At 66.2% G+C, this 21,990-nt stretch carries 24 protein-coding genes; 17 read left to right on the top strand and 7 right to left on the bottom strand.

All coding sequences use genetic code 11. The features are described from left to right. The first annotated feature begins 131 nt into the window (after positions 1 to 131). Positions 132 to 1,019, top strand: a complete 888-nt coding sequence (locus AB7008_RS45385) for a LysR family transcriptional regulator (RefSeq protein ID WP_304491720.1) — start codon at positions 132 to 134, stop codon at positions 1,017 to 1,019. Here AB7008_RS45385 and AB7008_RS45380 read toward each other — a convergent pair. Next, the gene (locus AB7008_RS45380) at positions 1,016 to 1,669 is read right to left on the bottom strand and encodes a DNA-3-methyladenine glycosylase family protein (protein ID WP_304491719.1); all 654 of its coding nucleotides are present in this window, start codon (positions 1,667 to 1,669) and stop codon (positions 1,016 to 1,018) included. The genes AB7008_RS45385 and AB7008_RS45380 overlap by 4 nt on opposite strands. A 182-nt stretch (positions 1,670 to 1,851) precedes the next feature. On the opposite strand from AB7008_RS45380, the gene gluQRS reads away from it, so the two are divergent. Together gluQRS and AB7008_RS45370 are read left to right on the top strand one after the other, a co-directional pair. After that, on the top strand, positions 1,852 to 2,721 hold the full coding sequence (gluQRS, locus tag AB7008_RS45375) for a tRNA glutamyl-Q(34) synthetase GluQRS (protein WP_304491718.1): 870 nt from the start codon (positions 1,852 to 1,854) through the stop codon (positions 2,719 to 2,721). A 103-nt stretch (positions 2,722 to 2,824) separates the two neighbouring features. After that, complete coding sequence (locus tag AB7008_RS45370; RefSeq protein ID WP_028159234.1) at positions 2,825 to 4,099, top strand: ATP-binding protein; 1,275 nt, start codon at positions 2,825 to 2,827, stop codon at positions 4,097 to 4,099. Here AB7008_RS45370 and AB7008_RS45365 read toward each other — a convergent pair. Continuing rightward, positions 4,026 to 4,919: a YihY/virulence factor BrkB family protein gene (locus tag AB7008_RS45365; protein WP_028159235.1), complete on the bottom strand. Its 894-nt coding sequence runs from the start codon at positions 4,917 to 4,919 to the stop codon at positions 4,026 to 4,028. The genes AB7008_RS45370 and AB7008_RS45365 overlap by 74 nt on opposite strands. 162 nt (positions 4,920 to 5,081) lie before the next feature. On the opposite strand from AB7008_RS45365, the gene AB7008_RS45360 reads away from it, so the two are divergent. From AB7008_RS45360 to AB7008_RS45335, 6 genes are all read left to right on the top strand, one after another. Further along, complete coding sequence (locus tag AB7008_RS45360; RefSeq protein ID WP_014491643.1) at positions 5,082 to 5,276, top strand: twin transmembrane helix small protein; 195 nt, start codon at positions 5,082 to 5,084, stop codon at positions 5,274 to 5,276. 2 nt (positions 5,277 to 5,278) lie between these two features. Next, a complete protein-coding gene (locus tag AB7008_RS45355; protein WP_304491717.1) occupies positions 5,279 to 5,851 on the top strand; it encodes a cob(I)yrinic acid a,c-diamide adenosyltransferase in 573 nt (190 codons plus the stop codon). 125 nt (positions 5,852 to 5,976) lie between these two features. Next, positions 5,977 to 6,726 (top strand): electron transfer flavoprotein subunit beta/FixA family protein, encoded by a 750-nt coding sequence (locus tag AB7008_RS45350; RefSeq protein WP_014491645.1) that lies wholly within the window; start codon positions 5,977 to 5,979, stop codon positions 6,724 to 6,726. Further along, entirely contained in the window at positions 6,726 to 7,670 is a 945-nt protein-coding gene (locus tag AB7008_RS45345; protein ID WP_028147303.1) for an electron transfer flavoprotein subunit alpha/FixB family protein, read from the top strand. The genes AB7008_RS45350 and AB7008_RS45345 overlap by 1 nt, the downstream gene beginning before the upstream one ends. Before the next feature lie 193 nt (positions 7,671 to 7,863). Next, entirely contained in the window at positions 7,864 to 8,745 is an 882-nt protein-coding gene (locus AB7008_RS45340) for a 3-hydroxybutyryl-CoA dehydrogenase (protein ID WP_014491647.1), read from the top strand. A 218-nt stretch (positions 8,746 to 8,963) separates the two neighbouring features. Continuing rightward, positions 8,964 to 9,158: a hypothetical protein gene (locus AB7008_RS45335; RefSeq protein ID WP_028159237.1), complete on the top strand. Its 195-nt coding sequence runs from the start codon at positions 8,964 to 8,966 to the stop codon at positions 9,156 to 9,158. Between the two features lie 9 nt (positions 9,159 to 9,167). Here AB7008_RS45335 and tlpA read toward each other — a convergent pair whose 3' ends face one another. Further along, positions 9,168 to 9,833 (bottom strand): thiol:disulfide interchange protein TlpA, encoded by a 666-nt coding sequence (gene tlpA, locus AB7008_RS45330; RefSeq protein ID WP_304491716.1) that lies wholly within the window; start codon positions 9,831 to 9,833, stop codon positions 9,168 to 9,170. A gap of 109 nt (positions 9,834 to 9,942) precedes the next feature. On the opposite strand from tlpA, the gene argH reads away from it, so the two are divergent. From argH to lysA, 3 genes are all read left to right on the top strand, one after another. Further along, positions 9,943 to 11,340 (top strand): argininosuccinate lyase, encoded by a 1,398-nt coding sequence (gene argH / locus AB7008_RS45325; RefSeq protein ID WP_071909339.1) that lies wholly within the window; start codon positions 9,943 to 9,945, stop codon positions 11,338 to 11,340. A 93-nt stretch (positions 11,341 to 11,433) separates the two neighbouring features. Beyond that, the gene (lptM, locus tag AB7008_RS45320) at positions 11,434 to 11,727 is read left to right on the top strand and encodes an LPS translocon maturation chaperone LptM (protein ID WP_028159239.1); all 294 of its coding nucleotides are present in this window, start codon (positions 11,434 to 11,436) and stop codon (positions 11,725 to 11,727) included. A 23-nt stretch (positions 11,728 to 11,750) separates the two neighbouring features. Further along, a complete protein-coding gene (lysA, locus tag AB7008_RS45315) occupies positions 11,751 to 13,016 on the top strand; it encodes a diaminopimelate decarboxylase (RefSeq protein ID WP_039154374.1) in 1,266 nt (421 codons plus the stop codon). 212 nt (positions 13,017 to 13,228) lie between these two features. On the opposite strand, the gene AB7008_RS45310 is transcribed toward lysA, so the two are convergent. Together AB7008_RS45310 and AB7008_RS45305 are read right to left on the bottom strand one after the other, a co-directional pair. After that, a complete protein-coding gene (locus AB7008_RS45310) occupies positions 13,229 to 14,137 on the bottom strand; it encodes an NAD(P)-dependent oxidoreductase (protein ID WP_028159241.1) in 909 nt (302 codons plus the stop codon). 231 nt (positions 14,138 to 14,368) lie between these two features. Then, entirely contained in the window at positions 14,369 to 14,752 is a 384-nt protein-coding gene (locus AB7008_RS45305) for a carboxymuconolactone decarboxylase family protein (protein ID WP_014491654.1), read from the bottom strand. Positions 14,753 to 14,929: 177 nt separating this feature from the next. Between AB7008_RS45305 and AB7008_RS45300 the strand changes: the two genes are divergently transcribed. Then, on the top strand, positions 14,930 to 17,047 hold the full coding sequence (locus AB7008_RS45300) for a TIGR02302 family protein (RefSeq protein ID WP_304491714.1): 2,118 nt from the start codon (positions 14,930 to 14,932) through the stop codon (positions 17,045 to 17,047). Positions 17,048 to 17,050: 3 nt separating this feature from the next. Continuing rightward, entirely contained in the window at positions 17,051 to 17,956 is a 906-nt protein-coding gene (locus AB7008_RS45295; protein ID WP_304491713.1) for a DUF4175 family protein, read from the top strand. 134 nt (positions 17,957 to 18,090) lie between these two features. On the opposite strand, the gene AB7008_RS45290 is transcribed toward AB7008_RS45295, so the two are convergent. Together AB7008_RS45290 and AB7008_RS45285 are read right to left on the bottom strand one after the other, a co-directional pair. Next, positions 18,091 to 18,465, bottom strand: a complete 375-nt coding sequence (locus tag AB7008_RS45290) for a response regulator (protein WP_028159244.1) — start codon at positions 18,463 to 18,465, stop codon at positions 18,091 to 18,093. 59 nt (positions 18,466 to 18,524) lie between these two features. Then, positions 18,525 to 19,403, bottom strand: coding sequence for an MJ0042-type zinc finger domain-containing protein (locus AB7008_RS45285; protein ID WP_441260955.1), 879 nt, complete (start codon positions 19,401 to 19,403; stop codon positions 18,525 to 18,527). Positions 19,404 to 19,584: 181 nt separating this feature from the next. On the opposite strand from AB7008_RS45285, the gene ftsE reads away from it, so the two are divergent. The 3 genes from ftsE to AB7008_RS45270 all read left to right on the top strand — a co-directional run bounded on the left by ftsE (position 19,585) and on the right by AB7008_RS45270 (position 21,982). After that, on the top strand, positions 19,585 to 20,244 hold the full coding sequence (ftsE, locus tag AB7008_RS45280) for a cell division ATP-binding protein FtsE (RefSeq protein ID WP_014491659.1): 660 nt from the start codon (positions 19,585 to 19,587) through the stop codon (positions 20,242 to 20,244). Beyond that, entirely contained in the window at positions 20,237 to 21,205 is a 969-nt protein-coding gene (locus AB7008_RS45275) for a cell division protein FtsX (protein ID WP_304491711.1), read from the top strand. The genes ftsE and AB7008_RS45275 overlap by 8 nt, the downstream gene beginning before the upstream one ends. A gap of 72 nt (positions 21,206 to 21,277) precedes the next feature. After that, a complete protein-coding gene (locus tag AB7008_RS45270) occupies positions 21,278 to 21,982 on the top strand; it encodes a YdcF family protein (protein ID WP_304491710.1) in 705 nt (234 codons plus the stop codon). Positions 21,983 to 21,990: the final 8 nt, after the last annotated feature.

The following is a 21,990-nucleotide window of genomic DNA, read 5'->3' as shown; positions in this document are numbered from 1 at the left end:
CTTCCATGTCGATTGTCGCGCCGGCGGGGTGTCCGCCGCCCAGCGCTTTGATCCCACTATAGGGTTGGACGGCGGGCAGCGGATCGTTCAATATTGAACAAGCCGATATTCAGATTTGTACGGAGCCGGCGGTGGATTGGGATCTCTGCAAGACCTTCGTCGCGGTCGCCGACACCGGCAGCTTCACCGCTGCGGCAAAACGTCTGCATGCCAGTCATCCGACCGTCAGCCGCAAGATCGCGGCGCTGGAGGCGCAGCTAGGTACCAAGCTGCTGGCGCGGGCCGCGGATGGATTCGTGCTCACCGCCGACGGACGTACGCTGCGCGAACATGCGGAGGCGATGGCGGCTGCCGCACTCCGCGCCGAAGCCGCCGTAGGCGCCGGCGGTCGCAAGGCGCGTGGCACGGTCAAGCTGTCGATCGGCGCGACGCTGGCCTCGCACTGGCTGATGCCGCGGCTGCGATCGTTTCTGGGCGCGCATGACCACATCCGGCTCGAGATCATCACCCATCCGTTTCCGGCCAGTGTGCGCCGGCGGGAGGCCGACGTCGTGCTGCGCCCGGTCGACAGCGGCGAGGAAAATCTGGTCGGTCGCAGGGTGGGCCGCCTCGGCACCGGCTTCTATGCCTCGCGCGACTATGCCGCCGGCCGCTCCTTGCCGGAGCGGAGCGGCGAGTGGAAGGGGCACAGCGTCATCGGCTTTGCCGATCAGGATTCGAACGCGCAGCTTGCGCGCTGGAGCGATGCGATCACCCGGCAAGGCACCATGGTAATGCGCTGCTCGTCGCAGGGCGACATGCTGGCGGCGGTGCGCGCGGGAATAGGAATCTCCGCGCTGTCCTGCTTCGTCGCGGAGAGCTATCCGGACCTGGTGCGCGTCGCGCCGCAGAAACTCGTCAGCGTCGCCGATCTCTGGCTGCTCGCCCATCCCGATCTGGTCGAGTTGTCCGCGGTGCGCGCCGTCGTCGACTTCGTGGCCGAATGCGCCCGCGCCGATCGCGAGCGGCTGCGGGGCTAGGGCTGGTTGCCGATGACACCTTCGCGCTTCTTGATCACGCGATAATAGCTCCACCACAGATGCGCCGCCGCACCGCGCAGCGGACGCCAGGGTTCGGCGAGCGGCGCCATCTGCCTTTCCGTCGGCCGCGCCTTGAGCCCCAGGCCAACCTTGATCCCCTCCTGCACGGCGATGTCGCCGGCCGGCCAGGCATCGCCGTGTCCGAGGCAGAACAGCAGATAGACATCGGCCGTCCACGGACCGATGCCGGGCAGCGTGATCAGCGTATGGTGCGCGGCCTCGGCGTCTTCTTCGGCGAGCACATCGAGGTTCAGCCGCTGCGCGCTGATCTCGCGCGCGAGATGTTTCAGCGTCTTGATCTTGGCGGCGGACAGGCCGAGCCGTCCCAGCCGGTCGGTGCGGGCACGGCGCACCGCGTCATGGTCGAACGGATCGAAGGCGGCCGACAGCCGCCCCCAGATCGCTGCGGCACTCGCGGTCGAAAGCTGCTGCCCGCAAACGATGTGGGCGAGCCCCGTAAAACCCGGCTCACGCCGCCGCAAGGCGGGCATGCCGGCGATCTCGAGCACGGGCTTGAGGCGCGGGTCGCGCTTGATCAGCGCGTGGACCGCCTCTTCGAGGTCGGACTGGGTTTCGAGGTGGATCGTCATGGTGGCTCAACTTGTCATGCGCGGGCTTGCCGTCTCTGCTAAGGCTACGCCGGCCCAATACCGAGACGCCCGCCGAAGCCTTCGACGTAGGCGGGACCCGCGCATTCATCTCCTATCGTAACAGAGTCCTGGAAGATGGATTGCCGGGTCAAGCCCGGCAATGACGAATACACCGAGAACTCATGCCACCCGTTTTCCGATTTGCCCCCAGCCCGAATGGCCTCTTGCATCTTGGCCACGCCTATTCGGCGCTGTTCAATTTCGACCGCGCGCGCGAGACCGGCGGGCGGCTGTTGCTGCGCATCGAGGACATCGACGCGACGCGCTGTCGGCCGGAGTTCGAGGCGGCGATCTACGACGACCTCGCCTGGCTCGGCATCACCTGGGAAATGCCGGTGCGGCGGCAGTCGGAGCATCTCGCGGTCTATCGCGCCGCGCTCGAAAAACTCTCGGCGCTTGGTCTCGTCTATCCCGCGTTCGAGAGCCGCGCGGAGATCGCCAGGCTCGTGGCCGCGCGCGAGACCGCCGGGCCATGGCCGCGCGATCCCGACGGTGCACCGCTTTATCCGGGTGACGCCAAATCGCTGTCGGCCGGCGAGCGCGACCGGCTCATTGCATCCGGCGTGCCTTACGCGCTCCGGCTCGACATGGCGGCCGCCTGCCGACGCGTTGCCGGTCTGACCTGGAACGAGCTTGGCGAGGGGCCCGATGGCGAGCGCGGCATCGTCGCGGCGCGACCGGAGGCCTGGGGCGACGTCATCCTGGCCCGCAAGGAGACGCCGACCAGCTACCATCTGTCCGTCGTCGTCGACGACGCGCTTCAGGGCATCAGCGAGGTCGTGCGGGGGCAGGACCTGTTTCACGCCACCTCGGTTCACCGCCTGCTCCAGGTCCTGCTCGATCTGCCGGAACCCGCTTATCGCCACCACGCCCTGATTCTGGACGAGGCGGGCCGGAAGTTGTCGAAATCGGGCCGCTCGACCGGCCTGCGCGAGCTGCGTGCCGACGGCGCCACGCCCGCCGGCATCCGCCGGCTGGTGGGATTAGATTAAGTTTCTCTGGGGGTTAGCAAAACGCCGCCGTGACTCCAGGGGTTCCGCCGTGCGATGCTTGCTTGAGAGCCTGGGGATCGAAGGGGACCCTTCGAAGGGATTCATGGCGGCGAAAACGCGCTCAGCGCGCACCACGCGAACGTCCAGGCGACCGCCGCGGAAGCGGTCCGGGGCGACCGACCGGTTGCGCAAGCGCAGTGCCAAGGCCGTGGCGCCGGACGTGGTCCAGGCCGCGCTCGCCGCGTTCGCCCATGAGGTCCGTACCCCCCTGACCGGCATTCTCGCGATCAGCGACCTGCTCGCCACTTCCGATCTGGGCGAGCGCGAGCGGCGCTGGGCCGACACCATCAAGGCTGGTGCCGAGCATCTGGCGAGCCTTGCCACCCTGTTCGTCGATGCCGCCAGGACCGGCAAGGGGGCGGGCAAGGGTGGAAGTGCCTTGCGGCAGGATTTGTTCGATCTGCGCGCGCTCGCCCGCAGCGCCGGCGATTCGCTCGCCGGACGCGCCGCGGCCAAGGGCCTCCAGGCCCAGGTCGATATCTCCGAGAAGCTGCCGGGGCTGGTGGTCGGCGATCCCGTCCGCCTGCGCGCCGCGCTCGAGAACCTGATCGACAATGCCGTCAAGTTCACCGAGCAGGGCGGTGTCGCGCTCGCGGTCACGCCTTGGCGTCCCGCCAAGGGCAAGGCCGGAGACAAGGCGAAGGGCAAGGTCGGCGTCGCCTTCGCGGTGTCCGACAGCGGCATCGGCCTGACCATGGCCGAGATCAAGCGGCTGTTCCGCCCCTTCACCCAGGCCAATGTCACCATCGCCTCGCGCTTCGGCGGCGCCGGCTTGGGCCTTTCCTCGGTCAAGCAACTGGCGCGCGCGATGGGCGGCGACATCACGGTCGCACCGCGGCGCGGCGGCGGCGCCACCTTCACATTGACCATGTCGCTCGACGCGACGGAATCGCCCAAGTCCCGCAAGTCGAAGGGCGAAGCCGAGGCGGATGCGATGGCCGCGCTGCGCGTGCTCAGCGTCGAGGACAACCCGTTCGGCCGCGTCGTGCTCAACACCATCCTGACCGAGCTCGGCCACCATGCCGAGTTCATCGGGCGCGGCGAGGACGCGGTGAACCGGCTCGCGCAGGGCGCGTTCGATGCGGTGCTGATGGACATGGTGCTGCCTGGCATCGACGGCGTCGAGGCCATCAGGCGGATCCGGACCATGCCGGCGCCGCTGGCTCAGATCCCCATCATCGGCGTGTCCGGTCGCGGCGAGGACGAGGCGGCCTCGCGCGAAGCCGGGGCCGACGCCTTCCTGGTCAAGCCTGTGTCTCCGCGCGCTTTAGCGACTGCGCTGCTTGAAGCGAAACGCCGTGAGGAAGCCGCGACTTGATGATCGCGGCGTTGAGCTCGCCGCCGTAGACGAAGATCGCGGCGATGAAATACAGGAACACCAGCGCGATGATCACCGAGGCGAGCCCCGCATACATCGTCACGTAGTTGTTGGCGAAGCGCGCCAGATATTGGCCGAACACGATGCCCGAGATCAGCGACGCCACGATGGTGAAGACGATGCCGGGCAGGATCTGGAGGAAGGCGCGCCGTCCCGCCGGCAGCCAGGCATGCAGGATGATCAGCGCCACCACCAGTGCGCCCACGGTGATGCCGTAGCGCAGCCAGGTGAGGATGCTCTCGTTGGACTCGACGAACAGCGGGATATGGCGCCGCGCCGCCTCGATGAAGAGCGGTCCGAGCACGATCAGGAACGCCATGGCAAGCGCGGTGAAGGCCGCGACCAGCGTGTAGCCGATCGATTCAAGGCGCAGCCAGTACCAGCGCCGCATCTCCACCACCGCATAGGCGCGGTTCAGCGCGACGCGGAGCGCCTCGACGCCGTTGGAGGCGAAATACACCGACAGCGCTGCACCGATCGTCAGCACGCCGGTGCGGGTCGTGGTCAGCACGTCGTGGACTTCCCCCGAGATCGAATCGGCGACCTGCTTCGGCCAGACCTGAAGCATCAGGCTTGCGGCCTGATCGGCAAGTTCCTTGGAGCCGAAGAAGCCGGCGAGCGAGGTCAGCACGATCAGGAACGGGAACAGCGCCATCAGGGTCGACAGCGCGATATGGCTCGCGATCGCCCAGCCGTCATCGGCGAGGAAGGTGTAGAAGGCGTCCTCCACGACGACGTAGATGTAGCGGATGGCCTTCACAGCTTACTCCGGATTCGTCTTTCCCCGCATGCGGGGAGAGGCGAAGAAGACAGGCGACGAGTGCAAATCGGAAATCATCCAGCTAGCTTCTGATATTATTGGCTTAAAAGCCAGATCGGGAACGCCATGGCGGACCAGCGCACAGGGTGTTATCTACCGCTGATGGCATCTCTCCTGAGTACTTTCATCCTGCCGGTGGCAGCCGGCGCCGTGGCGTTGGTGCTGCTGCTCGGTCTCGTCAACATGATGCGCGGCGGCTCGCCCAACACCTCGCAGAAGCTGATGCGCTGGCGCGTGCTGCTTCAGTTCGTGGCGATCGTCATTGCCATGCTCGCGGTCTGGGCGATGGGGCGTTAAAAATGGTCACGCTGAATCGCATCTATACGAAGACCGGTGACGACGGCACGACAGCGCTCGGAACTGGCGAACGCCGTCCGAAATACGATCTGCGCATCGAAGCCTATGGCACCGTGGACGAGACCAATGCCGCGATCGGCGTTGTCAGGCTCCACACCCATGACATGCCCGAGTTCGACGCGATGCTCGGCCGCATCCAGAACGATCTGTTCGACCTCGGCGCGGACCTTGCAGTGCCTGAGCGTGAAGGCAAGGCCGAGCGGCTGCGGGTGGTGGCAAGCCAGGTCGAGCGGCTCGAGCGCGACATCGACGCGCTCAACGACAAGCTGGCGCCGCTCACCTCCTTCGTGCTGCCGGGTGGCACGCCGGCCGCCGCCTGCCTCCACGTTGCCCGTACGATTTGCCGCAGGGCGGAACGCGTAATGGTGGAACTGGCGGCCCGTCCCGGCGAGCCTGTGGGCGCCGCTGGCATCCAGTATATGAACCGCCTGTCCGACTTCCTGTTCGTCGCCAGCCGTGCCGCCAACCATAACGGTGCCGGCGACGTGCTCTGGGTTCCGGGCCAGAATCGCTGACCCATTGAGGTCGATATTTCTAAGGTCTAAAATTTGGCCCTGTCGCGCGTTGACCGGGCCGGATCAGGCCTTTAGGTTCCGCGCCAGTTGATAACCCCCCTCCCAAATTGAGTGAAAGAGGATCGATGAAGGTCTTGGTGCCGGTAAAGCGGGTGGTTGATTACAACGTCAAGGTCCGCGTCAAGGGCGATGGATCGGGCGTTGAACTCGCCAACGTGAAGATGTCGATGAACCCGTTCGACGAAATCGCGGTCGAGGAAGCGTTGCGCCTGAAGGAAGGCGGCAAGGCCACCGAGGTCGTCGTGGTTTCCATTGGACCGGCGCAGGCCTCGGAGACGATCCGCACCGGTCTCGCCATGGGCGCCGATCGCGGCATCCTGGTGAAGGTCGAGGGCACCGTCGAGCCGCTCGCGGTTGCCAAGATCCTGAAGAAGGTTGCGGAAGAAGAGCAGCCCGGCCTGATCATCCTCGGCAAGCAGGCGATCGACGACGACAGCAACCAGACCGGTCAGATGTTGGCCGCGCTGCTCGGCTGGTCGCAGGCGACGTTTGCTTCGAAGCTCGAAGTCGAAGGCTCTGACTTTAAGGTCACCCGCGAAGTCGACGGCGGTCTGCAGACCGTCAAGCTGAAGGGACCGGCGATCGTCACCACGGATCTCCGTCTCAACGAGCCGCGCTACGCCTCGCTGCCCAACATCATGAAGGCCAAGAAGAAGCCGATCGCGGAGAAGGCCGTCGCCGATTACGGCGTCGACGTCGCCGCGCGTCTCGAGGTTCTCAAGACGACGGAGCCGGCGGGCCGCAAGGCGGGCGTCAAGGTCAAGGACGTCGCCGAGCTGGTGTCGAAACTCAAGAACGAAGCCGGGGTGCTCTGATGACGACGCTTCTGATTGCCGAACACGACAATGCGTCGCTGAAGGACGCGACCAACAAGGCCCTGACCGCGGCTGCCGCGCTCGGCGCGGATGTCGACGTGCTGGTGGCCGGCCAGAACGCCAAGGCCGCGGCGGATGCCGCCGCCAAGCTTGCCGGCGTGAAGAAGGTGCTGCTGGCCGAGGGCGAGACTTACGCCCACGATCTCGCCGAGCCGCTGGCCGCGCTGATCGTCTCGCTGGCTTCCGGCTATGACGCGATCGTCGCGCCCGCGACCTCGCGCTTCAAGAACGTGATGCCGCGGGTCGCGGCCCTGCTCGACGTCATGCAGGTCTCCGAGATCACCAAGGTGGTCGCCCCCGACACCTATGAGCGCCCGATCTATGCCGGCAACGCCATCCAGACGGTGAAGTCGAAGGACGCCAAGAAGGTCATCACGGTGCGCACCTCGACCTTTGCGGCGGCGGGTGAAGGCGGCAGCGCCGCCGTCGAGAACGTCGCTGCGGCGGCCGATCCGGGCCTGTCGTCCTTCGTCGGCGAGGAAGTCGCCAAGAGCGACCGCCCCGAGCTGACCTCGGCCAAGATCATCGTCTCCGGTGGCCGTGCCATGCAGAGCCGCGAGAACTTCGCCAAGTACATCGAGCCGCTCGCCGACAAGCTCGGTGCCGGCGTCGGTGCCTCGCGCGCGGCGGTGGATGCCGGCTATGCGCCGAACGACTGGCAGGTCGGCCAGACCGGCAAGGTGGTGGCCCCCGAGCTCTATGTCGCGGTGGGCATTTCCGGCGCGATCCAGCATCTGGCCGGTATGAAGGACTCCAAGGTGATCGTTGCGATCAACAAGGACGAGGACGCGCCGATCTTCCAGGTCGCCGATTACGGCCTGGTCGCCGACCTCTACCAGGCGGTTCCTGAGCTCACCGACGCGCTCGCCAAGCTCGGCAAGTAAAAACGCGCTAAAAAAACCGGCCGGAGTGGTACACTCCGGCCGGTTTTTCTTTTTCGAGGCGTTTTCTTTGGCGTGGGGCACGCCGGGGAAGCGATCCAATCTAGGTTTCGAGCCAAGGTTCTGATTAAATCGGGCCTCCCGGCTCGGGGGATGAGGCAGGCGCGATCTGCGCGCCGTTCCGGTGGATGACATTATGGCGGCAGTGATCAAGAAGGTCGGCGTGATCGGCGCGGGTCAGATGGGCAATGGCATCGCGCATGTCGCGGCGCTGGCCGGTTTCGACGTGGTGCTCAACGACGTCTCGGCCGACCGGCTCAAGTCGGGCATGGCCACCATCAATGGCAATCTGGCGCGCCAGGTCTCCAAGAAGGCCGTCAGCGAGGACGACAAGACCAAGGCGATGGCCCGCATCAAGCTCGCCGAGAAGCTCGACGACCTCGCCGATTGCGACCTCGTGATCGAGACCGCGGTCGAGAAGGAAGAGGTCAAGCGCAAGATCTTCCACGAGCTCTGCGCGGTGCTGAAGCCGGAGGCGATCGTCGCCTCCGATACCTCCTCGATCTCGATCACGCGGCTTGCCGCGGCCACCGACCGGCCCGAGCGCTTCATCGGCATTCACTTCATGAATCCGGTGCCGCTGATGGAGCTGGTCGAGCTGATCCGCGGCATTGCCACCGACGACCAGACCTTCGAGGCGTCCAAGGAATTCGTCGGCAAGCTCGGCAAGCAGGTCGCGGTCTCCGAGGATTTCCCGGCCTTCATCGTCAACCGCATCCTGCTGCCGATGATCAACGAGGCGATCTACACGCTGTATGAAGGCGTCGGCAATGTCGAGGCCATCGACGCGGCGATGAAGCTTGGCGCGCATCATCCGATGGGCCCGCTCGAGCTCGCCGATTTCATCGGCCTCGACACCTGCCTGTCGATCATGCAGGTGCTGCACGAGGGCCTCGCCGACTCCAAATATCGCCCGTGCCCGCTGCTGGTGAAATACGTCGAGGCCGGCTGGCTCGGCCGCAAGACCCAGCGCGGCTTCTACGACTACCGCGGCGCCAAGCCGGTTCCGACGCGGTAGGACGGTCTCGTGCCCCGGACGCTGCGCAGCGCGTCAGCGATGCGCTGCAGAGCCGGGGCCCAGAAGCCACGTGCACGCTGAAGCATGGGTCCCGGCTCTGCGGTGCGTCACTTCGTGCCGCGCCGCGTCCGGGACACGGACAAAGCCCCCGGTCTGTGACAATTCATGTCGCGTTAACCGCTCGCCCCTAGGGTGCGCCCGGTAAGAGGGTTTGCGTAATGGACATGATGGCGATGGTCAGCACCATGCTGGCCGCTCAGCAAGGCGCGCTTCAGTCGAATATCACGGCGACGCTGATGAAGCAGAATGCGGACGCGGAGAAGTCCACCGTCCTGACGCTGCTCGGCGCCGGTCAGCCCTCGCTCGCCAATGTCGGCGCCGGCGTCGGCGGCATCCTCAACGTCACGGCCTAAGACACGCGCCTAGAGCGACGCGGCGGCCTTGCCCGTCGCAGCCCGGATCAGCTTGAGCGCGTCCTCGCTCGCCCATTCCGCCGGCCCCGCGATCGTCGCGATCTCGCAGCCCTGCGGGTCGACCAGGACCGAGGTCGGCATGCCCAGGGCCCGGCCTATGGCTTTAAGATCCTGGAAAACCTTGGCTTTTTGATCGTTGAAATAGCCGAGCCGGGTCAGATTGGCCTCTTTCAGGAACGTCTTGGGCTTCTCGGCGTCGCGGGTGTCGATGTTGATTGCCACCACCTCGAAATTCGGGCCCGAAAGCTTGCCCTGGAGCTCGTCCAGCGCCGGCATTTCCTTGCGGCAGGGCACGCACCAGGTGGCCCAGAGGTTGACCAGCAGCGTCTTGCCGCGGAAATCGGACAGCTTCTTCGGCTTGCCGTCGGCGTCCTCGAAGACCAGGTCGGGCAGTTTTAGCGGCGCGCTCGCCATGGTCAGGGCGGCCAGTTCGCCATGGGCGAGGGAGGCGATTTTCTGCGCCGTTGCCACCGCGGCCCGGCAGGCCGGATCGCCTGAGGGCGCCCGGTTCAGGCCCAGCCCGTACAGCGCGGCGAAGCCGGCCAGCCCTCCGATCGCCACGGTGGCGATGACGAGGGGGATCCGGCGCGTGGCGGAGGGCGTCTTGTCGAGCATATCGTTTGTCATCCGGTCGCAGATATGGCTATCAGGGGCCTCTTAATACGGCTGGCTCCGGCCAGCAAACGTGCGGCAGCAGCGGCAAGCAAGGCGTGAGCAGGGGATCATGAGCAACAAGATGTGGGGCGGCCGGTTCTCGGAGCGTCCCGATGAGATCATGGAAGAGATCAACGTCTCCATCGACGTCGATCGTCACCTCTTCGCCCAGGACATTGCCGCGTCCAAGGCGCACGCCGCGATGCTTGCCGCGCAGGGCATCATCACGGGCTCTGATGCGAAAAATATCGGCAAGGGTCTAGACACGATTTTGTCAGAGATCGGCAAGGGTGGCTTCACGTTCAAGCGCGCGCTCGAGGATATCCATATGAACGTCGAGAGCCGCCTGTCCGAGCTGATCGGCCCCGCCGCCGGCCGGCTGCACACCGCGCGCTCGCGCAACGACCAGGTTGCGACCGATTTCCGTCTCTATGTCCGTGACGTTCTCGATGAGACCGATGCAGCGCTCGCCGCGTTCCAGGCCGCGCTCGTCAATCGCGCGCTCGAACATGCCGCGACGGTCATGCCCGGCTTCACGCATCTGCAGACCGCGCAGCCCGTGACCTTCGGCCATCATCTGCTCGCCTATGTCGAGATGGCGGCGCGCGACCGCGGCCGTTTCCAGGACGCCCGCAAGCGGCTCAATGAATCGCCGCTCGGCGCCGCCGCGCTCGCCGGCACCTCGTTCCCGATCGATCGCCACGCCACCGCGAAGGCGCTCGGTTTCGACCGCCCGATGGCGAACTCGCTCGATGCGGTCTCCGATCGCGACTTCGTGCTGGAGACGCTGTCGGCGGCCTCGATCTGCGCCGTGCACATGTCGCGCTTTGCCGAGGAGATCGTGATCTGGACCTCGCCACTGGTTGGTCTCATCCGCCTCAGCGACAAGTTCACCACGGGATCCTCGATCATGCCGCAGAAGCGCAATCCGGATGCCGCCGAGCTCGTGCGCGCCAAGACCGGCCGCGTCATCGGCGCGCTCAATGGCCTCCTGATCGTGATGAAGGGCCTGCCGCTCGCCTATCAAAAGGACATGCAGGAGGACAAGCAGGGGGCGATGGAGGGCTTTGCTGCCCTGTCGCTCGCGATCCGCGCCATGACCGGCATGGTCCGCGATCTCGTGCCCGACGAAGCGAAGATGAAGGCGGCCGCGGGCGAGGGCTATGCCACCGCGACCGACCTTGCCGACTGGCTGGTGCGGACGCTGAAGATGCCGTTCCGCGACGCCCACCACGTCACCGGCCGTATCGTGGCGAAGGCCGCCGAGGGCGGCGTGGCGCTCCACGAGCTGCCGCTGAAGGAGATGCAGGCGATCGAGCCCAAGATCACCAAGGATGTGCTCGGCGTGCTCTCGGTCGAATCGTCGGTGAAGAGCCGGACCAGCTTCGGCGGCACCGCGCCGAAGAACGTGGCGTCGCAGGCCAAGGCCTGGGCGAAGCGGCTGGAAAAAGAGCGAAAATTGGGCTGAGGGCAAAATTTCGCTTATGTTTCATGGTCATCCGGCTCTCGCCAGAGCGCGCCAATCTCTGTATGGTGCGGCCCGCGTAGTGGGGATTTCGTCGTGACGTCAAAGTTTCGCCCGGCCGGCTCGGGGTGGGCCATCATTGTCTTGAGCCTGACGGCGCTTGCGCTTGCCGGCTGCGGCCGCAAGGGCCCGCTGGATCTGCCGCCGACCGCCTCCAGTGCATCCACGGCCAATGTCGCGGGTCCAACCGACACCGACACCGAAGCCCAGAGGGCGCCGAGCGTGTTCAATCCCACCTACGGTGCGGACGCGGCGCCTGCCGCAGCCAAGGGAAAGAAGAAATCGTTTATCCTCGACCCGCTCCTGGACGAACCTCCCGGCAAAAGATGAGCCGGGATAGCTGAGCCGACGCCATGAACCATTTCGACTATCGCAACGGCGTGCTGCACGCCGAGGCCGTGAACCTGTCCGAGCTGGCCGCAACCGTCGGTACGCCGTTCTATTGCTATTCGACCGCGACGCTCGAGCGGCACTACCGCGTCTTCGCCGACGCCTTCGCCGGCGAGAAGGTGCTGGTCTGCTACGCCATGAAGGCGAATTCCAACCAGTCGGTGCTGCGCACGCTGGCCAAACTCGGTGCCGGCGCCGACGTGGTCTCCGGCGGCGAATTGAAGCGTGCGCTGGCCGCCGGCATTCCCGCCAGCAAGATCCTGTTCTCCGGCGTCGGCAAGACCGAAACCGAATTACGCGCCGCGCTGGCCGCCGACATCCTCTGCCTCAACGTCGAATCCGAGCCCGAGCTCGAGCTGTTGTCGCGGCTTGCGACCGAGATGGGCAAGACCGCGCGCATCTCCGTGCGCGTCAACCCCGACGTCGATGCCGGCACGCACGCCAAGATCTCGACCGGCAAGTCCGAGAACAAGTTCGGCATTCCGATCGCCTATGCCCGCGAGGTCTATGCGCGCGCCGCAAAGCTTCCGGGCATCGAGGTCACCGGCACCGACGTGCATATCGGCAGCCAGATCACCGATCTCTCCAAGATGGAGACCGCGTTCCGCATCCTCTCCGAATTCGTGCAGACGCTGCGCAGCGACGGCCACAACATCAGCCACGTCGATTTCGGCGGCGGCCTCGGCATTCCCTATTACATGGATCGCGAGGCGCCGCCCGCGCCCGACGCCTATGCCGCCATGGTCAAGCGCGTCAGCCACAATCTCGGCTGCACGCTGATGTTCGAGCCCGGCCGCATGATCGTCGGCAATGCCGGCATCCTGGTCGCCAGGGTGATCTACGTGAAGCACGGCGACGGCAAGAATTTCGTCATCATCGACGCCGCCATGAACGATTTGATCCGCCCGACGCTGTACGAGGCGCATCACGACATTCTGCCGGTGACGCAGCCGGCCGCGGGCGCCGCCACGATCATGGCCGACGTCGTCGGCCCGGTCTGCGAGACCGGCGACTATCTCGCATTGGATCGCACGCTGCCGACGCCGAAGCCTGGCGATCTCATCGCCATCATGACCGCCGGCGCCTATGGCGCGGTCCAGGCCGGCACCTACAACACGCGGCCGCTGGTGCCCGAGGTGCTGGTGAAGGGCGATCAATACGCCGTGGTGCGCCCGCGCATCGAGGTCGAGCAGCTGATCGCGATGGATACGCCGGCGCCGTGGTTGTGAGTTGGCGAAGCCGGCTCAACAACTGCGGTGTCGTCCCCGAGTAGGCGGGGACCCATAACCACAGGGAGTGGTTGTAGGCGAAGCTGGTAACTCCGAGTCTTCGCCACACGTTTCGCTGTGGTTATGGGTCCCGGGCTCGCGCTTCCGCCTTCGCTCTTCGAGCTACGGCGGACAAGTCGCGCGCCCCGGGACGACGAGTTGAGTGTGTGGCGCTACTTCCCGGCCAATCCACCCTTCGCTCCGCCAACCACAACGCCCGCCTTCTTCTCGATCGGCTTGATCGCCGCGGTGAAGTCGGACTCGGCGCCTTCCGCGCTGATCACGGTCTCCCATAGCCGTCCGACCGCGTCCGCGACCTCCATCGACAGGCCGAGCTGCTTCATCTCCTCCAGCGCCAGCCGCACGTCCTTCACCATCAGCCCCGTGGCGAAGCCGAAGTCGAACGTTCGTGGCAGCACCGAGCGTGGAAACTTGTCGCGGCTGGCGGTGTTCATGCCGGAGCCGGCATTGATGACGTCGATCATCACCGCAGGATCGAGCCCCGCCTTGACGCCCATCACCACCGCTTCCGAGGTCGCCACGATCGCGGTCGCGGACAGGAAATTGTTGGCGAGCTTCATGGTCTGCGCCGCGCCCGGCTTCTCGCCGATGAAGAACACTTTTCCGATCACGTCGAGCGCGGGCTTGAGCAGCTCGAACTCGGCTTTGGGCCCTGAGACCATCACTGCCAGCGTGCCCTTCTCGGCGCCGCCGACGCCGCCGGAGACGGGGCAGTCGATCTGCACGATGTCGCGTTTCGCCAGCAGGCCGTGGATCTTCGCCGCCATCGTCGAGCCGACCGTGGAGAGATCGATGAAGCGCCTGGCGCGGCTCCCTTCGATCACGCCGTTCGCTCCCGTCGCGACCTCGAGCGAGGCCTGCAGCGAGGGCAGGCTCGCCATGACCGTCTCGACCTGGTCGGCGACGTCCTTCGGCGAGGTTGCAGCGGTGGCACCGCGCTCCACGAGCTTGTCGACGGCCTCCTTGCGCGTGTCGAACACGACGAGCCTGTGCCCGGCCTCGATCAGCCGCCGCGCCATCGGGAAACCCATGTTTCCGAGGCCGATGAATCCGATGTGCATGGTGTTTCCTTTGTTTGTTGTTGTGCGTGAGAGCGGAGTCACATTTTACGCTCGTCGTCCCGGGCATCGCGAAGCGATGAGCCCGGGACCCATATCCACAGGGAGGAATGGTTGCGCGAAAGCGGTCACTCCGAGTCCCGCTAACCACATCTGCCTGTGGTTATGGGTCCCGGGCTCGCGCTTCGCACGCCCCGGGACGACGTCGGAGAGAGGTTGGCCTCAAGCCTTTCCTCACGCCTTGCCGTCGATCTCCGCGAACACCTCGCGCGCGATGCGAAAGCTGTCGACCGCGGCGGGCATGCCGCCATAGATCGCGACCTGCATCAGGATCTCGCGGATCTCGTCGCGGGAGACGCCGTTGGTCAGCGCGCCCTTCAGATGCGCGCGAAACTCGTGCTGACGGTTGAGGATCGCGATCATGGCGATGTTGAGCATGCTGCGGGTCTTGCGCGGCAGTTCCTCGCGGCCCCACACGGTGCCCCAGCAATATTCGTTGAGCATCTCCTGGAACGGACGGTTGAAATCGTCGACGTTCTTCAGGGCATTGTTGACATAGGCCTCGCCCAGCACCGCTTTGCGGACTTCCAGGCCCTTGTCGTGCATCTTCTTGTCCATGGCGTTTCCTCTATTTCCCTTGCGTTTTCCTCGGAATGGCGCGCGGAAATTACGGGGTTGCGCCCGGCCAGTCACGTCCTCGTGTTATGCGGGAAAAGGGGGCTCTCCCGTACGGGAACGGATGCCTCAGTGCTGCCGTTGTGCTACGCTTCTCTTCCGGGCAACCTGGAGAGTTGATTGAACGGCGTCACCCCCGACCCGTCAGACCCGATCCGCGATGGCGACGCTCTGTCGCGGCTGAAGCTGGCGCAGGCCCTCGATAGGGCTATTTATGCCATCGCGTGGGAACGTGCCTGGCCACATCTGGCGCGGGTGCTGACTGTCGTCGGCTTGTTCCTGGTGGTGTCGTGGGCCGGCCTCTGGCTGGTGCTGCCGTCCGTCATCCGTGCTATCGGTCTCGTGGCTTTTGCCGGCATCGCAATCGCCGCTCTGGTCCCGCTGATTCGTTTCCGCTGGCCGGGCCGCGACGAGGCTCTGAGCCGGCTCGACCGTGGCTCCGGTATCCGTCACCGCCCGGCGACGACGCTGACGGACACGCTGAGCTCGAAAGACCCGGTCGCGCTGGCGCTGTGGCAGGCGCAGCGCGAGCGCACGCTGGCTTCGCTCAAGCGCATCCGTGCCGGCTTGCCGCATCCGCGCCTCGCCCTGCACGATCCCTGGGCGCTGCGCGCGCTGGTCATGGTGATGCTGGTCGCGACCTTCTTCGCCGCCGGCGACGAGCGCGCGATGCGGTTAGGTGCCGCGTTCGACTGGAACGGCGTGCTGGCGCCGACCAACGTCCGGGTCGATGCCTGGATCACCCCGCCGCTCTACACTGGCAAGCCACCGGTCATCCTGTCGGCCGCCAACAAGGAGGCCGCAGCGCTGCCTGCGAGCGGCCCCCTCGCAGTTCCGGCCGGCTCGACCCTGATCGTGCGCTCCTCCGGTAGCAGCCTCGATGTCGTCACCTCCGGCGGCCTCAAGGAGGTCGCGCCCACCGAGGCCGCGCCGAAGGGCACCAACGAGAAGCATTTTACGATCACCGGCGACGGCACCGCGCATGTCCGCGCGCCCTCCGGCCAGCCGCAATGGGCCTTCGCGGCGACGCCGGACCGCCCGCCGACGATCGCGCTCGCCAAGGATCCCGAGCGTCAGGCCTACGGCGCGTTGCAGCTCTCCTACAAGATCGAGGACGATTACGGCGTCACCGGCGCCGCGGCGCAATTCGTTCCGCGCGCAACCGAAGACAAGGACGGAACCAAGGACGCGGACGGCAAGGCCGCGCGGCCGCTGTTCCAGCCGCCGCAATTCGCGCTGACCCTGCCCAATGCGCGGACCCGCAACGGCGTCGGCCAGACCGTGAAGGACCTCAGCGAAGACCCTTATTCCGGTGCGGACGTGACGCTGACGCTCACCGCCAAGGACGAGGCCGGCAACGAGGCGAAGAGCGAGCCCTTCAACATGCGCCTGCCGGGCCGGTTGTTCACCAAGCCGCTCGCCCGCGCGCTGATCGAGCAGCGCCGCATCCTCGCGCTCGACGCCAACAAGAATTCCGACGTCTACGCCGCGCTCGACGCGCTGATGATCGCGCCCGAGATGTTCACGCCGGAGGCCGGGCAATATCTCGGCCTGCATAGCGTCGCACGCCAGCTCGAGGCGGCGCGCACCGACGATTCCCTGCGTGAGGTCGTGGCGAGCCTGTGGGCGCTCGCGGTGACGATCGAGGACGGCAACATCAGCGACGTCGCCAAGGCGTTGCGCGCGGCGCAGGACGCGCTCAAGCAGGCGCTTCAGCGCGGCGCCAGCGACGAAGAGCTCAAGAAGCTCATGGACAATCTGCGGACCGCGCTTGACAATTACATGCGCCAGTACGCGCAGCAGATGCGCAGTAATCCGCTGGCGCGGCCGGCCATCGGCCTCGACGACCAGATGAAGCGCATCGAGCGGCTGATCCAGCGCGGCAATCGCGAAGCGGCGGCGCGCGAGCTGGATCGCCTGGCCCGCGCGCTGGAAAATCCTCCTGGCCCGCCCAGCGCCGAGCAAAAAGAGCTGGACGAGATCGCGCGCGAGCTGAACGACCTGCTGCGGGAGCAGAATGCGCTTCGCGACGAAACCGATCGGCAGAGCAAGGACTCCAAGCGCGGTCAGCGCACAAAACCTCTGCCGCCCAAGGTCGCGGAGATCCTGCGCAAATCGAGAGAGCTGCGGCAGAAGACGCGCGGCGCGACCAGCGATCAGCTGGAGGACCTGGCAAAGCAGCAGGACGCCTTGCGCGAAGAGCTCAGGACCTGGCGTGAATCCCAGGGAGCGAGGTAGCTCATGAAACACACCTCAATCTGGCAGAACGGGAAGGTCGCGCGCGGAAGGCTCGCCACGGCTTGTCTCGTGCTGATGCTGTCCTGCTCCACGGCTTCGATTGGCCTCGCCCAGTCGTCGCGCGCCGACCAGAAGAGTCTGGATGCACTGCTCGACAGCGCCGAGCGGTCGATGAAGCAATCCGCCGACAGCCTGAAGGACAAGAACTCGGACGAGAGCATCGGCCAGCAGTCCCGGGCGATCCGGGACATGGAGAAATATCTCTATCCCGACCCGAACGATCCCTCGGCCTCGCGCGAAGGGTCGCAGGATACGCAGGGCCGGCAGGAGCAATTGAAGAAGCGGCTGGAGGCCCTCAAGAAGAAGCTCGCCGAGATGGGCTTGCAGCAGGATGGCCAGAAGGGCCAGCGCGGGCAGAAGCAGCCGGGGCAGCAGGGCCAACAAGGTCAGCAGGGCCAAGGTCAGGGCCAGGACGGCGACCAGGATGGCGATGACGGCTTCGACGCCGCAGAGAACGCCATGGGAGACGCCGGCAATCAGATCGGCGAAGGCGATGCCGACGGTGCGACGACATCGCAGGGCAAGGCAATCGACGCCCTGCGCAAGGGCATGCAGGATCTCGCCGATGCGCTCGGCGGGCAGCAGAACGGCGAAGGCCAGGATCCGGGCGACGGTGACGGCCCCGGTCAGGCTGTCGGCCGCCAGCAGAGCGGCGGCGAACGGACCGACCCGCTGGGCCGGCCGCTGCGCGGCAAGGAATACAGCGACGACTATACGGTCAAGATTCCCGGCGAGATCGATGCCCAGCGCGCGCGCCGCATCCTCGAAGAGCTCCGCCGCCGCCTGAGCGATCCTGCGCGTCCGCAGATCGAGCTCGATTACCTCGAGCGTCTGCTGAAGGATTTTTGACGTCACACTCGCAGTCATCGCCCGACTCGATCGGGCGATCCAGTATCCCAGAGACGGTTGTGATTGAGCCGAGAGGCCGCGGCGTACTGGATGCCCGGTCAAGCCGGGGGCATGACAGCGGAATACGCCGCGCTCTACGGCTTCTTCGCTGCCAGCGCGTCGGCGACCGCCGTACGGATGTCGGCGACCGAGAACGGCTTGGTCACGACGTCATGCACCAGCGCATTCAAATTCGAGGCGCGCTCGCGCTGGTCGGCAAAGCCGGTCATCAGCAAAATGGTCAGGTCAGGGAAATCGCGCGCGGCGGAGAGCGCCAGTGCGATGCCGTCCATCACCGGCATCTGGATGTCGGTGAGCAGGAGATCGAACGCGCCGTTCTCGCGGGTCAGGATTTCCAGCGCCTCCGCGCCGTCCTGCGCGGTGACGGTCTCGTGGCCGTCCATGGCGATGGCGCGCGCCACCAGCTGGCGCATCGAATCCTCGTCGTCGGCGATCAGGATTTTCGGCATGAGACCAACCTTGGGACCAACCGCGCGGCCAAGCTTCCTCGCGGGATCTACGAAATCAACTATACGCTGCCGCCGGCAATGTCGCGCCGGTTGAAGAAGCGAACGTCGATATTGCGGCCCTCCGGCGGCGGCGAGGCCAGGCGCGAGCGGAAGAAGGCGCGCTCGCCCGGCTGCAGCACGGTCTGCTCCAGCACGGTGTTCCAGGCGTAGATTTCCGCTCCCTGCGCGTCGCGCACTGCAAAGCGCAGCCGCGGGATATCGAGCGGCTTCTTGCTTTGACCGACGATCACGCCCTCGATCACCAGCACCTGCTTACCGTCCACGGTCTCGCTGGAGAGCTTGACGTCCTTGAACGCCAGCCCGCGCAAATTAACTTCGAGTCCGACCATCTTGTAGAACGCCGCCGTCTGCGGCAGCAGCCGGATCATGTCGCCGCGCCAGATGATCAGCGCCAGCACCAGCGCGCCCATGGCGGCGCAGGCGGTCGGCAGGCCGAAATGGGATTTTCGCGGAGCCTCGGTAGGGGCTTGGCGCCTCACCCGCGCCCCGCGACGGCTGAACAGGCCGCGGAACCAGGACTGGTGCTGCGCGCCGGCGACGTCATCCTCGGCGGCGCGAGCCGCCGCTGACCATTCGTCCTCGGTCTCCTGGGCGTCCTCGGCCGGCCAGTCGCTGGCGATCGAGGGGCTGTCGACGACAGGCGTGTCGGCGGCGCCGTCGTCCCTGGCGTAGGAGTTCCACTGCTCGGCGAGGTCGGACTGGTCGTCGGCCTGGCTGGCCGCCGCCATGGCCGGGACGGACGCCTCCTCGATGGCATCCTCGGCATAGGCGACCCAGGTCTCCTTGCAGCGGGAGCAGCGGACCGTTCGTCCGTTCGCCCCCAGGCTCGCGGGCTTGATGGCGTAGGATGTCGTACAATGGGGGCAGACGATATGCATGGACACGAGCCTTGATGCACGGACTGGTCTTGACGATGCTCCGGTCGCGGAGAACCGGGCATCCGAGATGCTACAGAGCGACCGTTAACGAACCGGAAACCATAACGGCCGCAAAACCCGTTGATCGCGTGTGGCGGAGCGCAGCAGCGCGGCCCGCGCCCCCTCTCGAACGGAGCTGAGCTTGGTTCGGTTCGAAAATGTCGGATTGCGTTACGGACTGGGGCCGGAGATTCTGCGCGACCTCAGTTTCGAGATTCCGGCGCATTCCTTCCAGTTTCTCACCGGCCCGTCCGGCGCCGGCAAGACCTCGCTGCTGCGTCTGTTGTTCCTGTCGCACCGGCCGACGCGCGGCCTCGTCAACCTGTTCGGCCACGACATCTCGCAGCTCGGCAAGGATGAGATCGCGGATTTGCGCAAGCGCATCGGCATCGTGCTCCAGGACTTCCGCCTGCTCGACCACATGACGACCTATGAGAACGTCGCCTTACCGTTCCGCGTCATGGGCCGCAGCGAGTCGAGCTATCGCAAGGAGGTGATCGATCTGTTGCGCTGGGTCGGCCTCGGTGACCGCATGGACGCGCTGCCGCCGATCCTGTCCGGCGGCGAGAAGCAGCGCGCGGCGATCGCGCGCGCCGTGATCTCGCGGCCGCAGCTCCTGCTCGCCGACGAGCCGACCGGCAGCGTCGATCCGACGCTCGGCCGCCGGCTGCTGCGGTTGTTCATCGAGCTCAACAAATCAGGCACCGCCGTCATCATCGCCACTCACGACATCGGCCTGATGGACCAGTACGAGGCGCGACGCTTCGTGCTGCACCAGGGGCGGCTGCACGTCTATGAGTAGGCCCGACGACCGCGGCGTGCTGGTCGATCTCGGACAGGAGCGTCCGCAGCTTCCGCCCAAGGCGCGCAACATGTCGCCGATCGTGCCGCGCGCCTCGATTCACGGCCGCGCGCTGGTTGCCGTCGTCGCCATCATGACCTTCCTCGCCTCGATGACCACGGGCACGGTGCTGCTCGTCAGCGCCTCCGCCGCGGAATGGCAGTCGGACGTTGCAAGCGAAATCACCATCCAGGTTCGCCCGCAGGCCGGCCGCGATCTCGATCGCGACACTGCGGCGGTGACGGAGGCCATGCGCGCGCAGGCCGGCATCGTCGAGGTCAAGCCGTTCACCAAGGACGAGAGCGGCAAGCTGCTCGAGCCCTGGCTCGGCACCGGCCTGTCGATGGACGATTTGCCGGTGCCGCGCATGATCATCGCGCGCGTGCAGCCCGGCACGCCGCTCGATCTTGGCGCCTTGCGCGCGCGCGTAACCCAGGCCGCCCCAAGCGCCAGCGTCGACGATCACCGCGCCTGGATCGAGCGGATGCGCTCGATGACCAACGCCACCGTGCTCGCCGGCATCGGCATCCTCGCGCTCGTCATCATCGCGACCATCATCTCGGTCTCGTTCGCGACCCGCGGCGCCATGGCGGCAAACCGCCCGATCGTCGAGGTTCTGCATTTCGTCGGTGCCGGCGACCGTTACATCGCCAACCGCTTCCTGCGTCACTTCCTCAGGCTGGGCCTGGAGGGCGGCGTGATCGGCGGCGGCGCCGCCATGCTGGTGTTCGGCTTCTCCGAGTCGATCGCCGGCTGGTTTTCCGGGACCCCCGTCGGGGACCAGTTCGCAGCTCTGCTCGGCACCTTCTCGCTGCGGCCGTCGGGCTACATCGTGCTCGCCGTGCAGGCGGTGCTGATCGGCGCCATCACCGCGGTTGCCTCGCGCCAGACGCTGTTCGCGACGCTGAATGACGTCGATTGAGCCCGATAAACCGGACTCCACTTCGCCTCAAAACGTCTTAAAATCATCCGGGGAAGGGATCACCGACACCATATGGCCTCGCCGACCGACGATCGATCGCCGAAATTGCCGCGCGGCTGGCTGCGCGCGGCATTGGTGTCGACGGTCGCGTTCGTCTTCGTCGGCGCGGCGGCGGGCTTCATCGCCTTCCTGTCGCAATTGCGCGGCGCCGAGATCGCGCCGGACCGCAAGGCTGACGGCATCGTGGTCCTGACCGGCGGCTCCTCGCGGGTGTCGGATGCGATGGAGCTCCTGGCGGCCGGCTACGGCAAGCGGCTCCTGATCTCCGGCGTGCACCCGACCTCGACGGCGAGCGATATCTCCCGGACGCTGCCGGAAAACCAGTCCTTCATGCATTGCTGTGTCGATCTCGACCGCACCGCGGTCTCGACCCGCGGCAACGCGGCGGAAGCGCGGCGCTGGGCCGAGGGGCGCGGCTTCAGATCGCTGATCGTCGTCACCTCGAACTATCACATGCCGCGCGCGCTGGTGGAGTTCTCGCATGCGATGCCGGAGACCACACTGATCCCGTTCGCGGTGGTCGGCGAAAAATGGCGTGAGGAGCCGTGGTGGACCTCGGCCTCCACCTTGCGGCTGCTCTTGTCCGAATACGTGAAATACATCGCCGCCGAGCTGAGGGTGCGGCTGGAGGATTTCGGGATTGACCTTTCGCCCGAGATGTCGGAGCAGCCTGCAGGCGCGGCGCCGAAGCGGCCCGCCACGGCACAGGCCAATTGATCGGACCG

It is taken from the genome of Bradyrhizobium sp. 521_C7_N1_3 (genome assembly GCF_052075975.1).
Classification (GTDB): domain Bacteria; phylum Pseudomonadota; class Alphaproteobacteria; order Rhizobiales; family Xanthobacteraceae; genus Bradyrhizobium; species Bradyrhizobium japonicum.
The sequence above is the reverse complement of the archived record's forward strand: the minus strand, read 5'-3'. Positions and strand labels throughout refer to the sequence as shown.

Excerpts from the sequence above, each read along its gene's own strand:
- AB7008_RS45270 (WP_304491710.1), top strand. The coding sequence starts at position 21,278 with ATGGCCTCGCCGACCGACGATCGATCGCCGAAATTGCCGCGCGGCTGG.
- gluQRS (WP_304491718.1), top strand. The coding sequence starts at position 1,852 with ATGCCACCCGTTTTCCGATTTGCCCCCAGCCCGAATGGCCTCTTGCAT.
- AB7008_RS45275 (WP_304491711.1), top strand. The coding sequence starts at position 20,237 with ATGAGTAGGCCCGACGACCGCGGCGTGCTGGTCGATCTCGGACAGGAG.
- AB7008_RS45285 (WP_441260955.1), bottom strand. The coding sequence starts at position 19,403 with ATGCATATCGTCTGCCCCCATTGTACGACATCCTACGCCATCAAGCCC.
- tlpA (WP_304491716.1), bottom strand. The coding sequence starts at position 9,833 with ATGCTCGACAAGACGCCCTCCGCCACGCGCCGGATCCCCCTCGTCATC.
- AB7008_RS45290 (WP_028159244.1), bottom strand. The coding sequence starts at position 18,465 with ATGCCGAAAATCCTGATCGCCGACGACGAGGATTCGATGCGCCAGCTG.
- AB7008_RS45305 (WP_014491654.1), bottom strand. The coding sequence starts at position 14,752 with ATGGACAAGAAGATGCACGACAAGGGCCTGGAAGTCCGCAAAGCGGTG.
- AB7008_RS45360 (WP_014491643.1), top strand. The coding sequence starts at position 5,082 with ATGGCATCTCTCCTGAGTACTTTCATCCTGCCGGTGGCAGCCGGCGCC.
- AB7008_RS45380 (WP_304491719.1), bottom strand. The coding sequence starts at position 1,669 with ATGACGATCCACCTCGAAACCCAGTCCGACCTCGAAGAGGCGGTCCAC.
- AB7008_RS45345 (WP_028147303.1), top strand. The coding sequence starts at position 6,726 with ATGACGACGCTTCTGATTGCCGAACACGACAATGCGTCGCTGAAGGAC.
- AB7008_RS45350 (WP_014491645.1), top strand. The coding sequence starts at position 5,977 with ATGAAGGTCTTGGTGCCGGTAAAGCGGGTGGTTGATTACAACGTCAAG.
- lysA (WP_039154374.1), top strand. The coding sequence starts at position 11,751 with ATGAACCATTTCGACTATCGCAACGGCGTGCTGCACGCCGAGGCCGTG.
- AB7008_RS45295 (WP_304491713.1), top strand. The coding sequence starts at position 17,051 with ATGAAACACACCTCAATCTGGCAGAACGGGAAGGTCGCGCGCGGAAGG.
- AB7008_RS45340 (WP_014491647.1), top strand. The coding sequence starts at position 7,864 with ATGGCGGCAGTGATCAAGAAGGTCGGCGTGATCGGCGCGGGTCAGATG.
- AB7008_RS45370 (WP_028159234.1), top strand. The coding sequence starts at position 2,825 with ATGGCGGCGAAAACGCGCTCAGCGCGCACCACGCGAACGTCCAGGCGA.
- argH (WP_071909339.1), top strand. The coding sequence starts at position 9,943 with ATGAGCAACAAGATGTGGGGCGGCCGGTTCTCGGAGCGTCCCGATGAG.
- AB7008_RS45335 (WP_028159237.1), top strand. The coding sequence starts at position 8,964 with ATGGACATGATGGCGATGGTCAGCACCATGCTGGCCGCTCAGCAAGGC.
- AB7008_RS45310 (WP_028159241.1), bottom strand. The coding sequence starts at position 14,137 with ATGCACATCGGATTCATCGGCCTCGGAAACATGGGTTTCCCGATGGCG.
- AB7008_RS45355 (WP_304491717.1), top strand. The coding sequence starts at position 5,279 with ATGGTCACGCTGAATCGCATCTATACGAAGACCGGTGACGACGGCACG.